Genomic DNA, 19926 nt, shown 5'->3' with positions numbered 1-19926 from the left:
AACAGCTCTTGAATCCTGCTTACTGTCCACTGTTAACTCTCAACTGTCAACTAAGTTAACACCAATGATAGATGTGCATTCTGACGAATCTCTGTTATGAAATTACAGAGTTTTTTAGTTTTAGTTGCGTGTTAGCCAAACCAATTAGACGGAACACGAGATGGATCAGTGACTTCTGGAATATACCGACTTAATTCCTCTGTTTTTTCATACAAGATTTGCTTAATTCCTTGGTGAACAATAGTTTCTATTCGCATGGCTTGTTCTAAACAGTTGTGAAAATAACTTGAATGGAACAAATCCTCTTTTTCTTCCACTTCAACACTTATGTAATGGCTAGGAATCCTGTTGAGAATATAAGCAATTAAACCTTGTCTAAAATCAGAGTTTGCAAAAAATTTTTGATAAGGATGATGAGGATATTTTTCTAAAACATCCTCAATTCCTTGAAGAACTATCGGCATTGTTAAATTAACAAGTGTCTTGGACATTTCCCTGTACCTCTTTTATTTTTAAAGCTTTTAGAGTTACATTCTCAATTATTATTTATTTATAAAATATAAATTTTCAGTCTTAATTATCAAAATGCAATTTTATTGATAATTTACATCAACTAATCAAGTGAAACAAGTATTATACTAGTATTTAAATCTAAATTGATAGCATTGATTTTAATCAAGCCTAACTGGATAGTTTTTTGCAATGCTTTTTCAAATGCAATACCCTGCTTAGTGGCAATATACAATAACACTATTGCAGCGGAACGTATTGAGTTATCACAATGTATCAGAGTCGGTTTCGGTAGCTCTGCGATGGTTGCAAATATTACGCTCAGCGTAGCTTGATGATTAATGTCTTCAACTTTAGTTGGGAGATTAATGTAGTACAATCCTAAATACTCAGCTTGCTCTTGTTCTTGGGTTAGTAAACCTTTTTCGTCTGACAACCGGAGGTTAAGCACAGAGCTATAGCCTTCATCAGCTATTTGTTTTAACTGGACTGGTGTAATTTGTCCGGCGATCGCTAACTCCTCGTTAATTTTTCTTACAATATTCATTGTCTTCACTTTTCCAGTATAGATATTTCTTAAATAAGTAATTTTGGCTTGAACACTACTATGTCAACTCAGCAAACAAATCAAATCGATTAGTGCTGAAGGATGATTGCAGCCAGTTGCCAAACCAGGTAAACCGCCAATCAGTTGCAAACATTGTTGGCGTTTTCTAGATTTTCAATTTAAGAAAAGAATTTGAGGAACTTGTGAGGACATGAGAATAATTGGTATTTGAATTGCTGAACTTTAGTGTGTGAGTATCTGGCGTAAGCTTTTTAATAATTCTTTGGCTGTGAAGGGCTTCGCTAAAAATGCTTGTACATCAGGGCTAGCAATGTGAGCAAAGAACTCAGCTGAGTTGAGTCCGCTACAAGCGATGATTTGAACCTGCGGGTTCATTCTTTGTAAGGTACGAATGGCTGTAGTCCCATCCATCTCTGGCATCATCATATCCATCAACACAGCTTTTATTTTATGCTTATGCTGGGCATAGAGTGCGATCGCCTCAATTCCATTACTCGCAGTCAGAGTTTTGTAGTTGTGGTTATCCATAATGACTCTCGCAACTTCGCAAATTTGGACTTCATCATCCACAACTAGAATTAATTCTCCTTGCCCTTCCGGCATATCTAAATCTTCTGTACTTAATGCTTGGCTTGTTTCCACCGCCGGCAAAAACAGCTTAAACTGGGAGCCTTTATTTACTTGGCTAGACACCTTAATAAAACCCTTGTGAGTTTTAATAATGCCAAGCACGGTTGAAAGGCCGAGTCCTGTGCCTGTACCAGCCTCTTTGGTGGTGAAAAATGGCTCAAAAATTCTATCTAATATTTCTGGCGGCATTCCCATACCAGTATCCTCTACAGTCAGCACAATATAATTTCCGACTGTGGCATCAAGGTTCATTCTGGTATAAGCTTCATCAATCAGCTTATTTTCCGCAGTAATCAGGATGCTACCACCATCGGGCATAGCATCGCGGGCATTTACTACCAAATTCATCAGCACTTGATGCAGTTGGGTAATGTCTCCAGAAACAGCCCAAAGGTCTTCTGGTAGAACCGTGGAAAATTCTATAGATTTGGGAAATGTTTGCTTGGCAATCTGAGCAATTTCTGCAATTAGGTGCTTGAGTTGGACAATTGTCTGCTCTCCTTTTAAACCTCTGGCAAAGGACAAAACTTGCTTGACTAAAGCTGCTCCCCGTTTGGCGTTGCTTTCGACAATTGCCAGCAATTGATCAGAACGTTCTTTGTCTTGGATGAATCTTCCCTGTACCAATTGAGCCGCTGCCAAAATTGGCGTGAGTATATTATTCAAGTCGTGAGCAATGCCACCTGCAAGAGTGCCAAGGCTTTCTAACCGCTGGGTACGGAAAAACTGCTCTTGGAGTTGTTTCTTTTCTGTAATGTCGGTATCAACACAGAGGATGGATTTGGGTTCTCCTTGAGCATCACACACCAGTGTCCAGCGGCTTTCCACGATAATTTCTTTACCGGATTTCGTAACTTTATTTAACTCACCCTGCCATGTGCCAAATTCCATGACGCTTTTTAAAGCTACTTCCGGCTGTGGTGTAGTTTTTTTGAACAAAAGCTCGTTGGGGTTTTTTCCCACAGCCTCACTCGCTTGCCAACCATACAGACGTTCTGCACCTTTATTCCAGAATAAAATTTGGGTCTGGAAGTCTCGAACTATGATCCCATCAGTAGCGATATCAAGTAGAGCCGCTTGTTCACGGATTTTCTCTTGTGTTTGCTGGCGTTCCTGCCGGGCAGCTTGCTGTTCGGTGATGTCAGAAAATGAAGCCACTACCGCATAGGGGGTGGTAACATTATCCCGAAATAGGGGTTGGCAATTAATTGAAATCCACGCTAATTGTTTATTGGGCTTATGAACTCCCATAACTACATTCGAGCAAGGTTTGCCTGTACTCAAGGTAACTATTGCTGGATAATTTTCAACTGGGAAGGGAGAGCCGTCTTCATAAACAGTAGACCAAGAAGAATCGTAAATAGTTCTTCCGATTGCCTCGTCGGCGTTAAGCCCCAGAATGCTTTCAGCGCTGGTATTACAGGCGATTATTCTACCATCATCAGCCTCAAGTAGCATAATACCTTCTTGCATCGCAGTCACGACTGAACGATAGCGCTCTTCACTTTCTCGTAGAGCTTCCTCTGCTTGCTTGCGATCGCTGATATCCTTAATTGTGCCGATCATCCGCATCGGCTGGCTGAGTTCGTTATGGTATACCTGACCTTTAAGGCATAACCAGTGTAAGCTCCCATCGGGCCAGACAACTCGATATTCCTTAGTAAATTCGATACCTTGCTCAATACTGTGAGCTACAACCTCAGCCAAAGACTCCCGGTCTTGTGGATGCACTAATAAATTGAGCAACTCTGCATAGGTTGGACACAGGGTATCGCTTGGCAGACCATATAATAGGCTCATTTCGGGAGACCAAACAGCCTTGTCGGTCAACAAATTCCAATCCCAGATGCCCATTTGAGCGGCTGCTAGAGCTAAACTCAGTCGTGTTTCACTCTCGCGCAGTGATTCTTCTGCTTGCTTGCGTTCAGTGATATCTTCAGCAACACCACCATAGGAGTAAACTTTTCCTTGTGCATCTTGCATAGCAAAGCCCCGATCCCAGACCCAGCGCACTGAGCCATCAGGTTGCACAATCCGATATTCTGTATCGCTGGGCAGACCATGCAGCTGTTGCTCTAGTTTTGCTTCTACAAGTTTGCGATCTTCTGGGTAAACCGACTCTCGCCAGGAGTTAGGTTGGTCGCGTAGACTTTGGCAAGAGCGACCCCAAATTTTGGTATAAGCAGGATTAACATAAAGGTTTTCTCCAGAATTGGGGTCAGCAATCCAGATGAGTGCATGGGTATTTTCGGCAAAATGGCGAAATTTCTCTTCACTTTCTCGTAGCGAAACTTCTGCAAGTTTGCGCTCAGTGATATCTTCCGCAATGCCACCATAGTAGCTAACTATTCCTTGTTCATCATATACAGCAAAGCTACGATCCCAAATCCAACGCATCGAACCATCAGGTCGGAAAATGCGATATTCTACTTCAGTAGAATCACTACTAAGCTGTTGCTCTGTTGTTACCCTGATGCGATCGTGATCGTCTGGGTGAACGCTATCTATCCAAGATTCAGGCTGGTCGTATAGACTTTGACAAGAGCGACCCCAAATTTTTTCATAAGCAGGGCTAACATAAAATATTCGGAAAGAATCAGGGCTGGCGTTCCAGATGACTGCATGGGTATTAGCCGCCAAATGGCGAAATTTCTCTTCGCTCTCTCGCAGTGCTTCTTCCATCTGCTTGCGCTCGGTGATATCTCTTCCTACTCCTTGCGCTTCAACAACTTCTCCTTGTTCATTTTTAATTGCGGTAACGTTCCACTGAAACCATCTGATACCGTTAACTGTGAATGCTCTTTGCTCGCCAGTAGTCAAGCCATAGGGTGGTGATGCCAATGTTGCCATTTTTTCGATCACTTGCGGCAAGTCATTTGGATCAAAAACCTCAAAAAATGACTGGCCACGGAATTCATCGACTTTCCAGCCGAAAGTTTGGCACGCCGCCGCATTTGCAAAAGTTAGTCGCCCCTGAAAGTCAACCCGAATAATTACGTCTGTTTGGCTTTCTACTAGGTGGCGATAGAGATTTTCACTCTGTCGCAAAGCTTCCTCAGCCCGTTGACGTTCAGTTATTTCCTGGTGCAAAAGCACGTTAGAAACCACAAGTTCACCTGTACGCTCCGCCACTCTTGCTTCTAACTGCTCAGTAGCTTGGCGCAGCGCTTCTTCTACTTGCTTGCGTTCGCTGATGTTGCAGAACAACAAGTGCCAGCCAACTCGCTCACCCTTTAAGTCGTATATAGCAGCTACTCTCACACTAGCAGGGAAAGGTTTACCTTCTCGTGGCTGTAGATAAATTTCCCAGTCTTGTACCTGTTGCAAATTCTTCAATTGGTTGAGAAAAGTCGTCCGGTCTTGTTTAGCAATATATAGAACTAATGGTTTGCCTACTAAATATTTTTGAGGTACACAGAGCAAGGTTGCAGCTGCGCTGTTAACCTCTTTAATGATCCCCGCTGCATCAGTTACCAAATAACCATCTGGAGCGAACTCAAATAAATCATGATAGCGCTGGCGCTCTAATTCTGCGCTTTCACGGGCTACAATCAGTTCTTCGTTTTGTTGGCGCAATTCTTCTTCTATTAGCCGCAATTGTTCAAGGGTTTGCTGAAGTTCCTCGTTAACTTCCATAACTTGGGCAGATTTTTCTTCAACCCATCGTTTTAAATGATTTTGAGTTTGGTAAACTACGTTGTCTATTTGTTGATGAAATTGCTTTAATTCATTTGTGGGTTTTTGTAAATATTGCTGTAACCCCTCAACGACGCCAATCATTTTCACCAAATCAAATACTTGCAGCAAATCAGTCTCAGTGACAATTCCTAATAATTGCCCATCATCGTCCAAAATGGGCAGATGCCGAATCTGATGTTGATGCAATAACAGTAAGGCTGTCAATATATTTTGACAATCTGATTGCTTGAGGCTAACAACTTGCTGCGTCATCACCTCAGCTATTTTTACTTTCGATAAATCTCTGCTAGAAGCTGTGACTCTCACTACATCTTTTACAGTAAATATTCCTAATAAATGTTTTCCGTCCACTATCAATACATAGTCAGATGCTTCTTGATTACAGCACCTGGAGTCCAATGATTGATTGAAGTTGGTGAACGTATAATTAATACTTCGTTTTTGACTCATTAAGACAATAGCTTCGACGACGTAGCTATCAGGGCTAATCGTCAAGGGAGAACGATCAAGAACATGATCTAAAGTAGGCAAATTAATCAGCTGATCATTGAATCGCATAGTTAATTCGTCAATTCTAATTATCTTATTGTCATCAGGACGATATAGCAAAAGCTATTTTGAGTAAAGTGTAGGAATGTGGTGATGATCACGCTGTAATAGGGTATAAATCAAGTTTATTTATGAATGTGATGTCCCAATATTCCAAAACAGTATGCTGAAAGGGCTATAGCCTAACTTTAGTATCTAAATTGGCAAGAGGATAGAATTTTGTAGTGGTCAAACTAATTTTATTGCCAAATCAGGAATAGATAAACTCTTATCTCAATAGATTACTATAATTGATGTCTGATTAATTGATTTGGGATGAAATCAATAAAATTGATTGTTCAAGAATGAGATATAATCTCCCCCCGTAGGGGATAAGTAACAAATCAATAGCAATACGATTTTTGTCAATAATAGGTGAGTTATCAAGTAGCGATCGCTTTTGGTACTGCTCACTCAACAGCAAAATTAGACTCCATAGATTACTTAGTTGCCAATTTTCCCAGTTTACTGGTGAAACGACACTAAATTAAGTAATATTTCTACAATTGATTTGTGAAAGACTTGATAGAAAAGCTACTAAGCATTAAATTTTGAGGTCAATGTTTTTATCTTTCAAGAGAATTTAAAACACATAGGAAATTTCATTTCAATGAATACACGCATAAGAGGATGTTTGAAAAGTGGTAACTTGTGGTTTTAATCGAATTATTACCCCCCTTAATCCCCCCTTATAAAGGGGGGAAACAAGAAAATCTAGTTCCCTCCCCTTTCCAAGGGGAGGGTTAGGGTGGGGTAAAAAAATATTTGATACATCAATCATGACTTTTCAAACATCCTCTAAGGGACACGACATTGCCGTGTCCTACAATAATTGACTACGCAAAACCGTCCCTCTCCGACTCGGAGAGGGACAGATTTGAACTTTAGTTCAAGGCAGGGAGAGGTTTGCCGAACTCACGTTAAATTGACTCACCCTACAGCCACTAATGGCTCAGATGTTTCTGCTGTATACCGCACTGATTGCCCTGTGATTAACTCCACTACATCCATACCATTGCCAATTACACCGGGTACACTCGGATACCCAGCACTCGCGCCTACAAAGAACAGGTTAGACAACTCCGTTGTATATCCCAGGCGATTTAAACCAACTTGTTTGGGTATTAATTTTGCACCGTAAATATTACCCTGCGGTTGTCCCAAATAAAATTCGCTGGTGGTAGGTGTACCGTAAACTTTCATGCGGGTGTAGTTGTCTACATCTGGAATCAACTTTCTAACACTAGTCATAATCTGCTGATAGACTTCCCGTTTTTTGGCTTTATACGCTTTTGGGTCAGTTTTTTGCAGATGTTCAAAAGGTTTATAAGGGCAGACAGTGGCAATCTCTAGGACATGATGCCCTGCTGGCCCCATGCCTGGTTCATTGGATTTCATCGTCGGACAAGAGAGGAAAATCCACGGCTGACTAAAGTTATCCTGCAATTGTTGTTGATATTCTCTGTTTAAATTACCTGTGGGATAGTACCAAATATTCCAGTTACCGATGCCGTAGCGTTGAGGATCGAAGCGACTATCTAAACCCAGGTAGATATTGAAAGCACTAGCTGAGTATTCATAACTGGTGAGGCGTTGATGTTCTCTATGGCTCAAAGCTTCAGAATCATGCATCAACTCTACTGTCAATTTGGGGTCAAGGTCACTGATATAAGCTTTAGTAGCGCGATAAATTACATCATTAGCTGATACGCTGTGGACATTGTGGTCATTAACTTGAATGTAATTGACTGGCGTTGAATATTTAATGACGCCTCCACCTGCGGTAATTGCTTCTGTAATGGTGTCAACAAAATGTTTGAAGTGATGTTTTGGATAGTAAGCGCCTTCTGAGTAGTCCCAAACAAGAGAAGTGTGGGTAAGCAAGGCAATTTCTTCGGGTGGTAGGGCATAGTCGCCACTTTGTCCTGCTAGCACTGCTTGCAGTTTCGGCGACAAGCCGACATGATTGTATAAATCTTGCAGAGTCCAATTCCGCTTACGAAATAGATTTAAATATTTTGGTAATTTCAACCAGTCAGATAACTTCTGATCAAACCAGCGTACTTCTCGCACTAGGTTACGTATTTCCTGATGTAATTGCTTAATCTCGTTGCAGTAACGGTTAATTGCATCAGCTTCTTCTGGAAATGTAGAAAGTAAACGCGATCGCAGATTTTCCCATCCCAAGGGAATTTTAAAATCTGCTTTAGGTGTGATGACTCGATCAATGCAGTCAGGATCTAGGCTATTAAAGGGTACATCCTGCTGAATATAATTGAGGAATTGGGCTATGGTTTTACCAGAACTACATTGAGAAATGTAATGTACATCAGCACAAAAGCTGTATTCACCATAATCAAATGTGTGACAGCATCCACCAGCTAAGTAATGTTGCTCTAATACTGCTACTCGGTAGCCTTGTCGGGTTAAACAAGCTGCGGCCGACAGTCCACCTAGTCCGGCTCCCAGAATCACATAATCAAAGATTTCCATTTCAGCCTCCTCTGGCAATCTTGATTCGCTTTATTTCGGTGATCTAGTCTTTAGCACCGATTTTTACTTAGATAAATGCCAAAATTCTCAGTGGTTCTTCACCTAGCTTTGCAGTCTTTACCACATTAAAATCAGGTAGAAGAATTTATGGTAGAAGGTGTAAGGATTTTTATCGCCAATGATGGCGATTTTGCAATAACTAAATGTTTTACATAGTTATTTAGACTCGCAGTCAAACTTAACTACAAGTTTTTGTGAAAGCTTGCAGATAGTTAGCAGCAGACTATTATGCGTCTAAGTCTTTTTATTCACTTTTTATGTATTCAGCTTATCTAAGCTCAAAAAACTTATTTGACTATATTTGCTTTTCTTAATATAAATTGAGCAGAATTGGATAAGTTAAATGTATAACCAACAGCTAATACCAATTCGGTATAAAGATGTATAGTAACAACCCCACCGCCGACGACTCCTAAGCTACGGTGTATACACAACTCGAATTACCCCCCTTAATCCCTCCTTATCAAGGGCTACGGTGTACACACAAGTCAGATCCAGTTTTATCCCAATACGCTACGTTTGGGATAAGCGAGAAAGCCCTCATGTAGAGACGCGATTTATCGCGTCTAAAAAACTGACACGTTAGAGAGACGCGATAAATCGCCGTCCTGAGAGAGAATATACTCGTCAATTATTCCTTCACAGACTACTATTTCCGACTTGTGTGTACGCCGTAGCTTATAAGACTACGGTGTACACACAAACCAGTAAGGTGCGTTGTCGCGCAGCACAACGCACCATCATTGATGTTCGGTGCGTTAGGACGTTCCATTCATAACGCACCCTTGTATTAATATAATTTGTGTATACACGGTAGCTAATTCAATTGAGTTTGGCTGCTGGCTTTAATTGTGTGGGTTGGCTAAGACTGCGGAAGTAGAGGCTACCTACAGTTATCCAAAATAAGAAATACCCTAAAGCTTGCACGAGATAAAGTTTTTGCGTATAGCCAAATAAAGTTTTTAGCAAGATTCCAGGAAACTGGCGATCGGGTAAGATGGCTGAGAAATCCCAAATTTGTGGCCCTAAAATACAAGAAGTGTTACCTTGTACGCAAATTCCAGCAAATTCAGGATTGATTTGGCTAAAAGCGATCGCAGCTGCATCGACATGGCGCAAAGCAGAAATCACTAATCCAGACACAATCACCAGCAGAAATACACCCATCACCTGGAAAAATTGACTCAAATTGATGCGGATACTCCATTTAAAGAGCAACATCCCAATCAAAATCGCAATGCTGAGTCCTCCTATCGCTCCTAAGACAGGTGTCAAACCTTCTTGAAACTTAGCCACTATGAACAAAGCAGTTTCTAAGCCTTCTCGAAAGACAGCAATAAAAACTAAGCTGAAAATAGCCGAAGCTGCACGGTTGTCTTCACCCAAGGCACTTTTAACAGAGCCTTGAATCTCTGCTTTGAGAAATCGCGCTTGTCGTGTCATCCAGATTAGCATCCAGCTGAGCATGGCGATCGCAACCACGCCTAATCCCACCTTAAACAATTCCTGAAACACAGGTGCATAGAGTTGCGAAGATGTCTGCAATCCCTGTAAACCTAGATGAAGTAGTAAACCAAATCCAAAACTTGCTAAAATACCGCTCAGGACTCCGAAGTAAACCCAGCGATTCAACACTTGTTTCTGAGCTTGCTGTAAACAAGCAAAGACTATCCCAACTACTAAAGCAGCTTCTACACCTTCCCGCAGGGTAATGAAAAACGTAGGTAATGCAGCACTCCAATTCATAATAAAGTTAGCTTTTTTGAGTTTCTCTGAGCTACTCTTAGCTTAACAGTTTCGATATTGAGTCTATTGCAACTACTTTATGCTTAAGAAAGCAAATTTTCCATTAACACCATTTGGTTCCATCTTGAGTTGTGCTACATAAAACTCTTTTTGTATCACATCCCCCACTGGTGTAAAAGCGATTTCACCTAAAGGAGTTTGATATGTTCCTTTTAGTAACTGTTGATTCAATTCTGTACGCAACTGTGGCAGAGATAACTTATTAATTGCACTTTTTTTATCTAAAGATTGTAGAGCTTCCACATATACTTGCATCGCCGTAAAAGCTTGAGCGCTAACTTGGGGTGGTTCTCTCCGATATTGTGCTACGTATGCTTTGCGAAATGCAGTGTTAATTTCACTTTTATATTCTGGGCTATAAGCTTGAGCAACAATTACACCATCACAAAGCGCTCTGCACACAGAAAATATATGCGATGTATTAAAACCATTGCCACCAATAATTATGCCTTTATAGCCCAGTTCTCGTAGTTGTCTAACTAAATTACCACCATCTACAGCTAAACCAGATATAATCACTAAATCTGGTTTTAAATCAATAGCGTCGCTGGCTTGGGCTTGAAAGTCAGTATCTGTAGTTTGAAACTTTTGGACTGTGACTAAATCTAATTTTAAATCTTTAACTGCTTTTTGAAAGATTTCTGTTTCTGACTTATTAAAAGCATCATTTTGAGCATAAAATACTGCAACTTTCTTGAGTTGAGGATTTTGCTTGAGTGCAGCTTTTAGCGAATAAGGAGCGACGACAGCAACAGATGCAGAAACACGAGCTACATAATCACCAATTTCGGGAATACCTTTAGCAGTATTTGATGCTCCAATAACTGGGACTCGATTGCGTTCTGCTATGGGGTTAGCGCTAAAAGCTTGCTGTGATAGAGTAGGGCCAACAATGCCAACAACTTTGTTTTGATTAATTAAAGTTTGAAAAGCATTAATTGTCCCAACTTCATCGCCGCCAGTATCTTGATATACTAATTTAATTGGTCTACCGTTGATACCGCCTTTGTCATTAAAATACTTTTCGGCAATTTTTACGCCATCAGTCCCCTCTTGACCAAGTAATGCCACATTGCTTGTTTGGGCAAAAGCGATACCAATAGGAATAGCATTAGATGCACTTATGGAATTTGTACCAGTACTGCCACTTTTACCACAAGCTATCAGCAGCAAAGAGCAGATAAATAATAATGCCGTTTGATGAGCGATTGGCTTTGCCTGCGTCCCTGGGGCGCTCGCATTTTTCATAGATGCATGAGTATTATGTTTATTACGATAATACTAGTTGCAGGCAGTTCGTCAAAGCAACTCAAAAGCTTGTTATTAAAAGGCGTAGATGCATACCTAAACCAAAAAGCTAAAATCCTTGTAAATGTAGCATTTTATTCTTTTGACTTTTGATTTTAACTGTTGATTTTAACTAATGCTTCCTCTGCACTAGCTTTCAAGCGAGTTAGCCTGCCTTTGCGGATACGTTCGCTATCACGAACGCCGCCCGCTATCCCATATTCGTCGCTGTCTTTGCCGTACTTGAAACCAACCCCTACTAGCATTTTGTCTGAAAGATGGCTTAAAGTTTTTTCCATCGCATCAATTTTAGTTTTGGTTGTGTCAATTACAGCTAAAGCGCTATTATAAACATCAAGTAAAGAGTGTAACTCTTCAATTGATTGAGTCATATTTTGCAAATTGTAATTCTCATCAAATTTCATATTTGGATCAATTGCCTTGAGGGCAACGGTTCTCAACTTAGCTTTTTCGAGAATTCGGGATGTACGTTTTGTACGAGGCATGAAAGTTACTCCTGAGAGAGGGTTATAGAACTAGATTGCCTCATTCAAGCAGTATTACGGTTCAGCAGAACTCACAATTTTTACTCATAAATTGTTCATGTTCTTCCAGTGATTTCTCTGAGATATAATCACTAAATGCTGATTTTATCAATAAAAGATGTTGGACTTTCATGAAAGTTGGTGTCGTGGCGATCGCTTTCATGTTGGTGACCAATGCCGTAATATTGATGACTGACATCGTAATGTTGATGACCAACATCGTAATGTTGATGACTAATATCGTAATGTTGGTGACCAATATCGTAATGTTGGTGACCAACATCGTAATATTGGTGACCAATGCCGTAATGTTGATGACTAACATCGTAAACCAATTGAGCAACAAATTTTTGAAGCCGAAGAAGCGTTGTACGAGGATGATGCAGAAACACAAGCAGTTCGCGCTGAGTATAAAGATGGTGAGTCCATAACTATAGATGAATATCTTGCTAACCGCTTAAATTATAGATAATGTAAGTAAAAAATTTTGGAGAACAAGTTTTGACAACTATTACCGATATCGGCACACTGATTAACCATAATCCTGAAATACACGGCGGTTGTCCAATTATTGCTGGTACAGGGGTGACAGTCCGGCGCATAGCTATTTGGTATAAACAAGGTTACAGCGCAGAAGAAATTGCAGATCAAATTAGTCATCTGACTTTAGCGCAGGTTTATGCAGCTCTAGCTTATTACCATGCTAACCGCGACAAAGTTGATGCTGACATTGCAGCAGAAGAGGCAGAAGCTGACAGATTAGAGACATTACATAAAACCCAAAAGCTCTCATGAGCCGAATTAGACTGTACATGGATGAAGATTCTACCGCACGCTCTTTAGTTTTGGCTCTAAAAAATCGTGGTGTAGATGTGATCACAAGTCTAAGTTTAAATAGGCTGGGATATACTGATGAAGAACAGCTAAGATGGGCAACTGAGCAAGGTTTTGTTTTATATAGTTCTAATATCAGAGATTTTTATCGTTTGCACGCTGATTTTTTAAGCAAAGAACAATCTCATGCAGGAATGATTTTGGTACAGCAGCAACGTTACTCAGTGGGGGAACTAATGCGCGGTATTTTGAGATTAATTGCAGCTAAGTCATTACAAGAAATGCAGAATCAGGTAGAATTTCTAAGTAGTTGGATTGATGAATAGTATCCAATACAGTTCAGTTAAAGCTAAAAACAGAGAAGCGCTAAAGCTCCCGCAATAACTGGTGAATCTCTTCAACCTATCCAGTCGGGGTTTCTAACCGCCTGTTATTAATTTAGGTAGTCCTAACGCATTAAAAATCTAGGATGGTACGTTACGCTAACGCGATAACACACCCTACAAGACTATGCCTTACTGCTCATTGTTCAGCAGACAAAAAACCAAACTCAGATTTAATATTCCACCGTCTACCATCGTGAATTAATAACGTCAACTTGTCAGCCGTAAACTCAAAATGTAATTGACGCTGTACAAATTCCGGCCAAGCCGCTCTAAAGTTCTGCTTTGTTAAATCACGAAACGCAACCGTCATGTGGGGTGCAAACGGACGCTTTTTACCAATCTTATCTACAATTCCCACACTCGCTTCCATATGCGCCATTAAATCAGCTTGCAAAGTTAACAGTTCTGGGCTTCTCACCACATCAATATATATAACGCGGGGTGGAAAAGCCGCAAAACCGTCGAGTATTACTGAAAATGGCTGTTGCTGACTAGCAAATTCCCTTAAAGATGCTTCCAAACGTGACACATTGCCATTTGCCCATTCAAAAGGCGGTTGCAGCGTAACATGAGGCGGAGACTTTTGAGCGCTTCGACTGGCGTAATTATCAGCAAAGTACTGCTTGATTTGGTTAGCGTACTCTTGTATGTCTTGCGGCGGTAAGAGAGCAACGAAAAAACGGCTCATTGCAGGAGTGGGGAATAGGGAATAGGGAATAGGGAATAGAGAGTAAAAATACTGCAAGTATTAACTTCTCTCCAAACCTCTCTACTCAAAGGCTACCGTGTACACAAAAGTATAAACCGCAAAGGTTTCAACTCTTTTAATCCCGTAACTACCCAAATTTTGAGCAACTGGAAACTCTATTTATCCCACTAATTTTAGGGCTAGGACAACGCAATCAAGTTTTAGATGGAATTTCAAGACTTGTGTATATACCGTAGCCGCTTTGGAGAGGGAGAGGTTCATCGAACTCATACCATTTTAATTAATGATTGCAACACATCCTTGGGTAAAGACGCGATGAATCGCGTCTTTACAGATGGTCTATTTGTTGCATTCTTTTTTCAAATTGGTATTACGTTAAAAATACTTTGTGTCTTTGTGCCTTTGTGTTTAAAAAATCTTGAACCACTAAGACGTAATAAAAAAGAGAGGCAGTTAATTCTACCTCTCCTATCAAAAGTCAATTTAAAAGATCAAAGGCAAATTTACCTTTTAGCTTTTTTAGTATCTGCTGGTGTTAGGTTTGTGAACGATAAAGCTAAGAATTTGGCATTGCTTGATGTTATCAAAACCCACAACGCGGATGTAGTGGTTGGAATACTGAGAACGGCAGCTTTGAACTTCGTTCAGTACTTCTTGAGTCGATTTAGCGCCGAACAAAGGCAGCTTCCATAGTGTCCAATATAATTCTGTTGGCTCAGAAGTTTCGTTGAACTCGATTCCAGGAATGTAACCTTGACTCAGGATGTACTGGACTTGTTTAGCAATTTGAGCATCAGAAAGGGGAGGTAGGTAGGAAAGGGTTTCGTAACGACGCTCTTTTGGTAAAGTTTGCATAGCTGTTAATAATGGGTTGCGATTTTTGACTACTAGGTTGACCGATCAATTGGATAAGTTATCCAAATTTGGGTCTGAAGTTGCTTGTTGTTCCGGTTTTAGACTGGGGTTTGATGTATCTATTTGTGTGATGCGTTCTAGATGCTGGCGACGCTGTTCCATATTGGCCTGCTGAATGCCAGTACGAACCATTTCTGGTAAGAATTCTGTAACTTCTTCCGCAATGTGTTCTCTGACAGTCATAATCCGTAACGCCAAATCTGGCTTTTCTCGGAATAGTTGCTCAAGGAATGATTCACCATTCTGAATTTTGCCAGCAGAGAAGTTATGCAGCCATAGTTCCAATGGAGGATTAGTTTCGCCTAGCTGCGCCAGTACTGTCCTCAGAGCCTGATAAGTCAGGTAGCTTTGGAGAGTCTTGGCTGTGTCCTTCGCAATTTGCTTAAGATTCATGCTTGACCCCAGCCCTTAACAGTTATGAGTTATAAGTTATAAGTTATGAGTTATGAATTAATGTAACTCTTAACTCCTAACTTCTAACTCTTAACTAGATATCAGACGGTATCCATAGCTTCAAACTCAAACTTGATTTCCTTCCACAGTTCGCAAGCAACAGCTAATTCAGGAGACCACTTGGCAGCTTCGCGGATAATATCGTTACCTTCACGAGCCAAGTTGCGACCTTCGTTACGAGCTTGTACAACTGCTTCTAGAGCAACACGGTTAGCTGTAGCACCAGGAGCGTTACCCCAGGGGTGACCAAGTGTACCACCACCGAATTGTAGTACGGAGTCATCACCGAAGATTTCTACCAGTGCAGGCATGTGCCAAATGTGAATACCACCGGAAGCAACTGCCATTACGCCAGGTAGAGAAGCCCAGTCTTGGGTAAAGTAAATACCGCGAGACTTGTCTTGCTCAATGTAGTTTTCACGCAACAGGTCAACGAAGCCCATTGTGATACCGCGTTCACCTTCGAGCTTACCAACAACGGTTCCGGTGTGGATGTGGTCACCACCAGACAAGCGCAAAGCTTTAGCCAATACACGGAAGTGGATACCGTGGTTCTTTTGACGGTCGATTACAGCGTGCATAGCACGGTGAATGTGCAACAAGATACCGTTATCACGACACCAACGAGCCAATGTGGTGTTAGCAGTGAAGCCTGCTGTCAGGTAATCGTGCATGATGATGGGCTGTTTGAGTTCTTTAGCGTACTCAGCCCGTTGCAACATTTGTTCACAGGTGGGGGCGGTGACGTTCAGGTAGTGACCTTTGATTTCACCGGTTTCTGCTTGTGCTTTAGAAATAGCTTCAGATACAAACAAGAAGCGATCGCGCCATCTTTGGAATGGTGCGGAGTTAATGTTTTCGTCGTCTTTGGTGAAGTCCAAACCACCGCGCAAGCACTCGTATACAGCGCGACCGTAGTTCTTAGCAGACAGACCTAATTTGGGCTTAATTGTACAACCCAGTAAAGGACGACCGTATTTGTTTAACTTATCACGCTCGACTTGGATACCGTGGGGAGGGCCTTGGAAGGTCTTGATGTAAGCAACAGGGAAGCGAATGTCTTCTAAACGCAGCGCCCGCAAAGCTTTAAAACCAAATACGTTACCTACAATTGAGGTCAAAACGTTGGTTACAGAACCTTCTTCAAACAAATCCAGGGGATAGGCAACATAGCAAATAAACTGGTTGTCTTCGCCGGGAACTGGTTCGATATCGTAGCAACGACCTTTGTAGCGATCCAGGTCGGTCAGCAAGTCTGTCCACACGGTTGTCCAAGTACCTGTGGAAGACTCAGCCGCCACAGCCGCACCTGCTTCTTCGGGGGGAACTCCAGGCTGTGGTGTCACGCGGAACGCCGCTAGAAGATCGGTATCTTTTGGTGTGTAATCGGGTGTGTAATAAGTTAGTCTGTAATCTTTTACCCCGGCTTGATACCCAGATTTTGACTGAGTCTTCGTTTGAGCGTAAGACATATTTTATCCTTCCCAGAAGTCATTCTTTTTACTTATCAAATTACGTGCTGTGCAATTTCCCCTCACCCAACTTTTTCCCCCTTCAGCAGAGAGAAAACTAGGAAAACTTTTATTAGGGGTTGCCTTTGGCAAAGGGTAGCAGTTTTTCGCAGCGGACACTTTGGTAGCGGTGGAAACCCTCCTCACCAGTGTTTTCCCCTTCTATGGGCATACAAGCTAATGTTTCTACTTTTCCCTCTTCCTTTGAATAAAAATTCTTTTTTATCTATTCCTCGCACCCTACTAAACCTTCTCAATTCCACCAAAACTCCCGCGCTTTGCGGACAGTATTTAGATAATTCTCCCTATACATTGGGGCATCCAGGGGAGCGGGCTGGCTGGCCACGTTATTCATGCCTCAGCACTCCTTTTATCTTCCCCACTGACGGGAAAGAAACCAGAAAAGAATCTACTTGACAGAGATTTAGCAGAGTTATGAGCCTCAAGATAAAAAATCGCACACCACGTAATTTGTAACTTGTTTCACAATATATCAAGAATTCGATAAGTTATTCTTTGAATATTTTTAACTTATTGATTTAAATTTTTTATTACATAAAGATTTAAACATTTTGTTAAGAGTGATTTACAAAAGGACATCAATAACTGTATGGGGGACTGGGGGCTGGTGACTGGGAACTGGGAAAAAACTTTGAGCTAAACCTGTTGGATTTAAGAAAAATTACAGATGACGTTTAAAAAATCCAAGCCACGGGAACACTGAAATTAACTTAAAACCAATCAAGGAAGCCGTATATGAGTGTAGTGCAATGAGGGAATAATTCTTTATCCCCTACACCATTTTTCCGGTGACTGTCTTTAAAGGAAATTCCGCTATGGTATTGTTTCCCAAACGTACTAGTTTCTTAATTACTTCTGTGTTACTGGGGTTTACAGCTTTCTCCAGTATGGAGATTCAAGCGATGTCTAACGGCAGGTTGCGTACCTATGCTCAAACCACTGGTAGTAACATAAAGCCACAAACAACCCCTGATATTAAACCATCTGAGTTAACCCCCGCTTACCCACTATCGCCACCACCTCCGCGAGTAGATCCCCTGCCTAATCAGCGAGGAGTGCAAGAGCGATCGCTAGAAATCGATTATCGTGTGAGTAACTTGCTGTTAGATTTTACGGGTAATCTCTGGATAGGTTCTTGGCGGGGATTATCGCGGATTGACCCCAATACTGGTAAGATTATCGCTCGTGTGAGTTTACCAAATGTTGCCATTGGTGCTTTAGCCCAAGACAAAGTAGGACGTCTGTGGGTAGGAAGTTATGAGGGGCTAATCCGGGTAGATCCCCGTACTAACGAAATTACAGCCCAGAATTTATTTTTACCTTCAAAACGAGTTTTATCACTGTTACTTGATAAACGAGGTTATTTATGGACTGGAACCGATAATGGTTTAGCCTTAATTAGTCCTGACCAAGGCTTGATTATGACCACATTAAAAAATCTGCCTGGTGTCAGCGCCAACACTCTCACTCTAGATGCTGAAGGTCAACTGTGGGTTGGCACGCTGGATGGACTAGTGCGAGTGAATACTGCTAACGCTTTGATCTTGAAACGGATTAAGGATTTACCAGGAACAACCGTACAAACCTTAGCTATCAGTCCAGAAGGATTAATCTGGGCGGGAATGCCCAATAATTTGTTAGTAATTAACCCGAAAACTGGGGCGGTGTTGCGTTCTGTCACCCGCTTACGAGGGCGTAATGTGACAGCAGTGAGATTTGCCAAAGATGGTAGTGTCTGGGTAGGAACTAGCAATGGTTTGTTACGATTAAATCCAAATACAGGAGCTGTATTAGACGAACAAGTTGCTGGACTTCCTTCTAGCCGGGTTCTTGCCCTTGTACCTGACATCGGCAGTAAATTATGGATTGGCACTAGTGAAGGTCTGGCTTGGTTAATGCCTAAAATGGGCAGTGCAAAACCCCATCTTGCTTTCAGTCGCGCTGTGAAGTAGAGAATAGGGCATCCTTTCGGCTTCTCTGCGAGACCAAAGCGTTAGCGGAGCTTTCGCTTTAGCGATACGCTCAGGGCAAGTGGGCATAGGGGACTGGTTATTAATTATTCTCCCACTCCCCCACTCCCCCACTCCCCCACTCCCCCACTCCCCTACTCCCCCACTCAGCACTCAGCACTAAAAAAATGGCCGTTACTACCCAGCAATTAATTCAATGGAAACAACAAGGACGTCCAATTGTGGCGTTGACTGCTTGGGATTATGCGATCGCCCAACTCCTCGACACCGCTGGTGTAGACTTAATCCTTGTAGGCGACTCTATGTCGGTAGTTTTAGGGTATGAAACTACCTTGCCTCTGACTTTAGAAGAGATGCTGCATCATGCCAAAGCAGTGCGCCGTGGTGTTAAACGTGCATTAGTAGTCGTTGATTTGCCGTTTTTGACTTATCAAGAAAGCCTGCAACAAGCGATGCACTCAGCGGGACGAGTACTGAAAGAAACAGGCGCACAAGCAGTAAAGTTAGAGGGTGGCTATCCTGCGATTGTAGACACTGTGGCGCGTTTGGTACAAGCAGGAATTCCGGTGATGGGTCATGTAGGTTTGACACCGCAATCAGTACATCAAGTTGGTTTGCGACAACAGGGTAAGACTCAAGAAACAGCAGAAAGAATTTTAAACGAAGCGATCGCTCTTGAACAAGCAGGTGTCTTTTCTATAGTTTTAGAGCATATAACCGCAGATTTGGCAAATTTGATTACGCAAAAACTTAGTATACCGACAATCGGCATCGGCGCAGGTACTCACTGTGATGGACAGGTTTTAGTGACCTCAGATGTACTTGGTCTTTCCGAAAAGCAACCACCATTTGCCAAGATTTACACAAACTTACGGCAGACAATAATCAAAGCAGTGCAAGATTATGCCCTGGAAGTGCGAGAACGGAAGTTTCCATAATGG

The 19926-nt window shown here is 41.7% G+C and carries 16 protein-coding genes; 4 read left to right on the top strand and 12 right to left on the bottom strand.

Annotated elements, in window-relative coordinates; genetic code table 11:
* Nucleotides 1-131 precede the first annotated feature (131 nt).
* The 8 genes from WKK05_RS16975 to WKK05_RS16940 all read right to left on the bottom strand — a co-directional run bounded on the left by WKK05_RS16975 (nt 132) and on the right by WKK05_RS16940 (nt 12578).
* Nucleotides 132-491 (bottom strand): late competence development ComFB family protein, encoded by a 360-nt coding sequence (locus tag WKK05_RS16975; RefSeq protein ID WP_341530760.1) that lies wholly within the window; start codon nt 489-491, stop codon nt 132-134.
* A 122-nt stretch (nt 492-613) separates the two neighbouring features.
* Nucleotides 614-1057 (bottom strand): sulfur transferase domain-containing protein, encoded by a 444-nt coding sequence (locus WKK05_RS16970; protein ID WP_341530759.1) that lies wholly within the window; start codon nt 1055-1057, stop codon nt 614-616.
* Nucleotides 1058-1300: 243 nt separating this feature from the next.
* Complete coding sequence (locus WKK05_RS16965; RefSeq protein ID WP_341530758.1) at nt 1301-5965, bottom strand: PAS domain S-box protein; 4665 nt, start codon at nt 5963-5965, stop codon at nt 1301-1303.
* A gap of 960 nt (nt 5966-6925) precedes the next feature.
* Complete coding sequence (locus tag WKK05_RS16960) at nt 6926-8488, bottom strand: NAD(P)/FAD-dependent oxidoreductase (protein WP_341530757.1); 1563 nt, start codon at nt 8486-8488, stop codon at nt 6926-6928.
* 882 nt (nt 8489-9370) lie between these two features.
* Nucleotides 9371-10294: an FTR1 family protein gene (locus tag WKK05_RS16955; protein WP_341530756.1), complete on the bottom strand. Its 924-nt coding sequence runs from the start codon at nt 10292-10294 to the stop codon at nt 9371-9373.
* A 72-nt stretch (nt 10295-10366) separates the two neighbouring features.
* Nucleotides 10367-11602, bottom strand: a complete 1236-nt coding sequence (locus tag WKK05_RS16950) for an ABC transporter substrate-binding protein (RefSeq protein ID WP_341530755.1) — start codon at nt 11600-11602, stop codon at nt 10367-10369.
* Between the two features lie 155 nt (nt 11603-11757).
* Nucleotides 11758-12147 (bottom strand): hypothetical protein, encoded by a 390-nt coding sequence (locus tag WKK05_RS16945; RefSeq protein WP_341530754.1) that lies wholly within the window; start codon nt 12145-12147, stop codon nt 11758-11760.
* 131 nt (nt 12148-12278) lie between these two features.
* On the bottom strand, nt 12279-12578 hold the full coding sequence (locus WKK05_RS16940) for a hypothetical protein (RefSeq protein ID WP_341530753.1): 300 nt from the start codon (nt 12576-12578) through the stop codon (nt 12279-12281).
* A gap of 109 nt (nt 12579-12687) precedes the next feature.
* Between WKK05_RS16940 and WKK05_RS16935 the strand changes: the two genes are divergently transcribed.
* Both WKK05_RS16935 and WKK05_RS16930 read left to right on the top strand, forming a co-directional pair.
* Nucleotides 12688-12981: a DUF433 domain-containing protein gene (locus tag WKK05_RS16935; protein ID WP_341530752.1), complete on the top strand. Its 294-nt coding sequence runs from the start codon at nt 12688-12690 to the stop codon at nt 12979-12981.
* Nucleotides 12978-13346 (top strand): DUF5615 family PIN-like protein, encoded by a 369-nt coding sequence (locus WKK05_RS16930; protein WP_341530751.1) that lies wholly within the window; start codon nt 12978-12980, stop codon nt 13344-13346. The genes WKK05_RS16935 and WKK05_RS16930 overlap by 4 nt, the downstream gene beginning before the upstream one ends.
* Before the next feature lie 196 nt (nt 13347-13542).
* Here WKK05_RS16930 and WKK05_RS16925 read toward each other — a convergent pair whose 3' ends face one another.
* The 4 genes from WKK05_RS16925 to WKK05_RS16910 form a co-directional block, all read right to left on the bottom strand.
* Nucleotides 13543-14094 carry a 2'-5' RNA ligase family protein gene (locus WKK05_RS16925; RefSeq protein ID WP_341530750.1) on the bottom strand — a complete coding sequence of 184 codons (552 nt, stop codon included), beginning with the start codon at nt 14092-14094 and terminating at the stop codon, nt 13543-13545.
* 540 nt (nt 14095-14634) lie between these two features.
* The gene (locus WKK05_RS16920) at nt 14635-14970 is read right to left on the bottom strand and encodes a ribulose bisphosphate carboxylase small subunit (RefSeq protein WP_341530749.1); all 336 of its coding nucleotides are present in this window, start codon (nt 14968-14970) and stop codon (nt 14635-14637) included.
* A 45-nt stretch (nt 14971-15015) separates the two neighbouring features.
* A complete protein-coding gene (locus tag WKK05_RS16915; RefSeq protein ID WP_341530748.1) occupies nt 15016-15423 on the bottom strand; it encodes a chaperonin family protein RbcX in 408 nt (135 codons plus the stop codon).
* A gap of 101 nt (nt 15424-15524) precedes the next feature.
* Nucleotides 15525-16955 carry a form I ribulose bisphosphate carboxylase large subunit gene (locus WKK05_RS16910; RefSeq protein ID WP_341530747.1) on the bottom strand — a complete coding sequence of 477 codons (1431 nt, stop codon included), beginning with the start codon at nt 16953-16955 and terminating at the stop codon, nt 15525-15527.
* Between the two features lie 875 nt (nt 16956-17830).
* Between WKK05_RS16910 and WKK05_RS16905 the strand changes: the two genes are divergently transcribed.
* Nucleotides 17831-18967 carry a two-component regulator propeller domain-containing protein gene (locus tag WKK05_RS16905; RefSeq protein WP_341530746.1) on the top strand — a complete coding sequence of 379 codons (1137 nt, stop codon included), beginning with the start codon at nt 17831-17833 and terminating at the stop codon, nt 18965-18967.
* 185 nt (nt 18968-19152) lie between these two features.
* The gene (gene panB / locus WKK05_RS16900; RefSeq protein ID WP_341530745.1) at nt 19153-19923 is read left to right on the top strand and encodes a 3-methyl-2-oxobutanoate hydroxymethyltransferase; all 771 of its coding nucleotides are present in this window, start codon (nt 19153-19155) and stop codon (nt 19921-19923) included.
* Nucleotides 19924-19926 lie beyond the last annotated feature (3 nt).

The sequence above is a fragment of the Nostoc sp. UHCC 0302 genome (genome assembly GCF_038096175.1).
In the GTDB taxonomy this organism is placed as follows: Bacteria; Cyanobacteriota; Cyanobacteriia; order Cyanobacteriales; family Nostocaceae; genus UHCC-0302.
This window is presented reverse-complemented; position numbering and strand designations above follow the sequence as displayed.

Coding starts and splice junctions, on each gene's coding strand:
- WKK05_RS16975 (WP_341530760.1), bottom strand. CDS start 491: ATGTCCAAGACACTTGTTAATTTAACAATGCCGATAGTTCTTCAAGGA.
- WKK05_RS16970 (WP_341530759.1), bottom strand. CDS start 1,057: ATGAATATTGTAAGAAAAATTAACGAGGAGTTAGCGATCGCCGGACAA.
- WKK05_RS16965 (WP_341530758.1), bottom strand. CDS start 5,965: ATGCGATTCAATGATCAGCTGATTAATTTGCCTACTTTAGATCATGTT.
- WKK05_RS16960 (WP_341530757.1), bottom strand. CDS start 8,488: ATGGAAATCTTTGATTATGTGATTCTGGGAGCCGGACTAGGTGGACTG.
- WKK05_RS16955 (WP_341530756.1), bottom strand. CDS start 10,294: ATGAATTGGAGTGCTGCATTACCTACGTTTTTCATTACCCTGCGGGAA.
- WKK05_RS16950 (WP_341530755.1), bottom strand. CDS start 11,602: ATGAAAAATGCGAGCGCCCCAGGGACGCAGGCAAAGCCAATCGCTCAT.
- WKK05_RS16945 (WP_341530754.1), bottom strand. CDS start 12,147: ATGCCTCGTACAAAACGTACATCCCGAATTCTCGAAAAAGCTAAGTTG.
- WKK05_RS16930 (WP_341530751.1), top strand. CDS start 12,978: ATGAGCCGAATTAGACTGTACATGGATGAAGATTCTACCGCACGCTCT.
- WKK05_RS16925 (WP_341530750.1), bottom strand. CDS start 14,094: ATGAGCCGTTTTTTCGTTGCTCTCTTACCGCCGCAAGACATACAAGAG.
- WKK05_RS16920 (WP_341530749.1), bottom strand. CDS start 14,970: ATGCAAACTTTACCAAAAGAGCGTCGTTACGAAACCCTTTCCTACCTA.
- WKK05_RS16915 (WP_341530748.1), bottom strand. CDS start 15,423: ATGAATCTTAAGCAAATTGCGAAGGACACAGCCAAGACTCTCCAAAGC.
- WKK05_RS16910 (WP_341530747.1), bottom strand. CDS start 16,955: ATGTCTTACGCTCAAACGAAGACTCAGTCAAAATCTGGGTATCAAGCC.
- WKK05_RS16905 (WP_341530746.1), top strand. CDS start 17,831: ATGGTATTGTTTCCCAAACGTACTAGTTTCTTAATTACTTCTGTGTTA.
- panB (WP_341530745.1), top strand. CDS start 19,153: ATGGCCGTTACTACCCAGCAATTAATTCAATGGAAACAACAAGGACGT.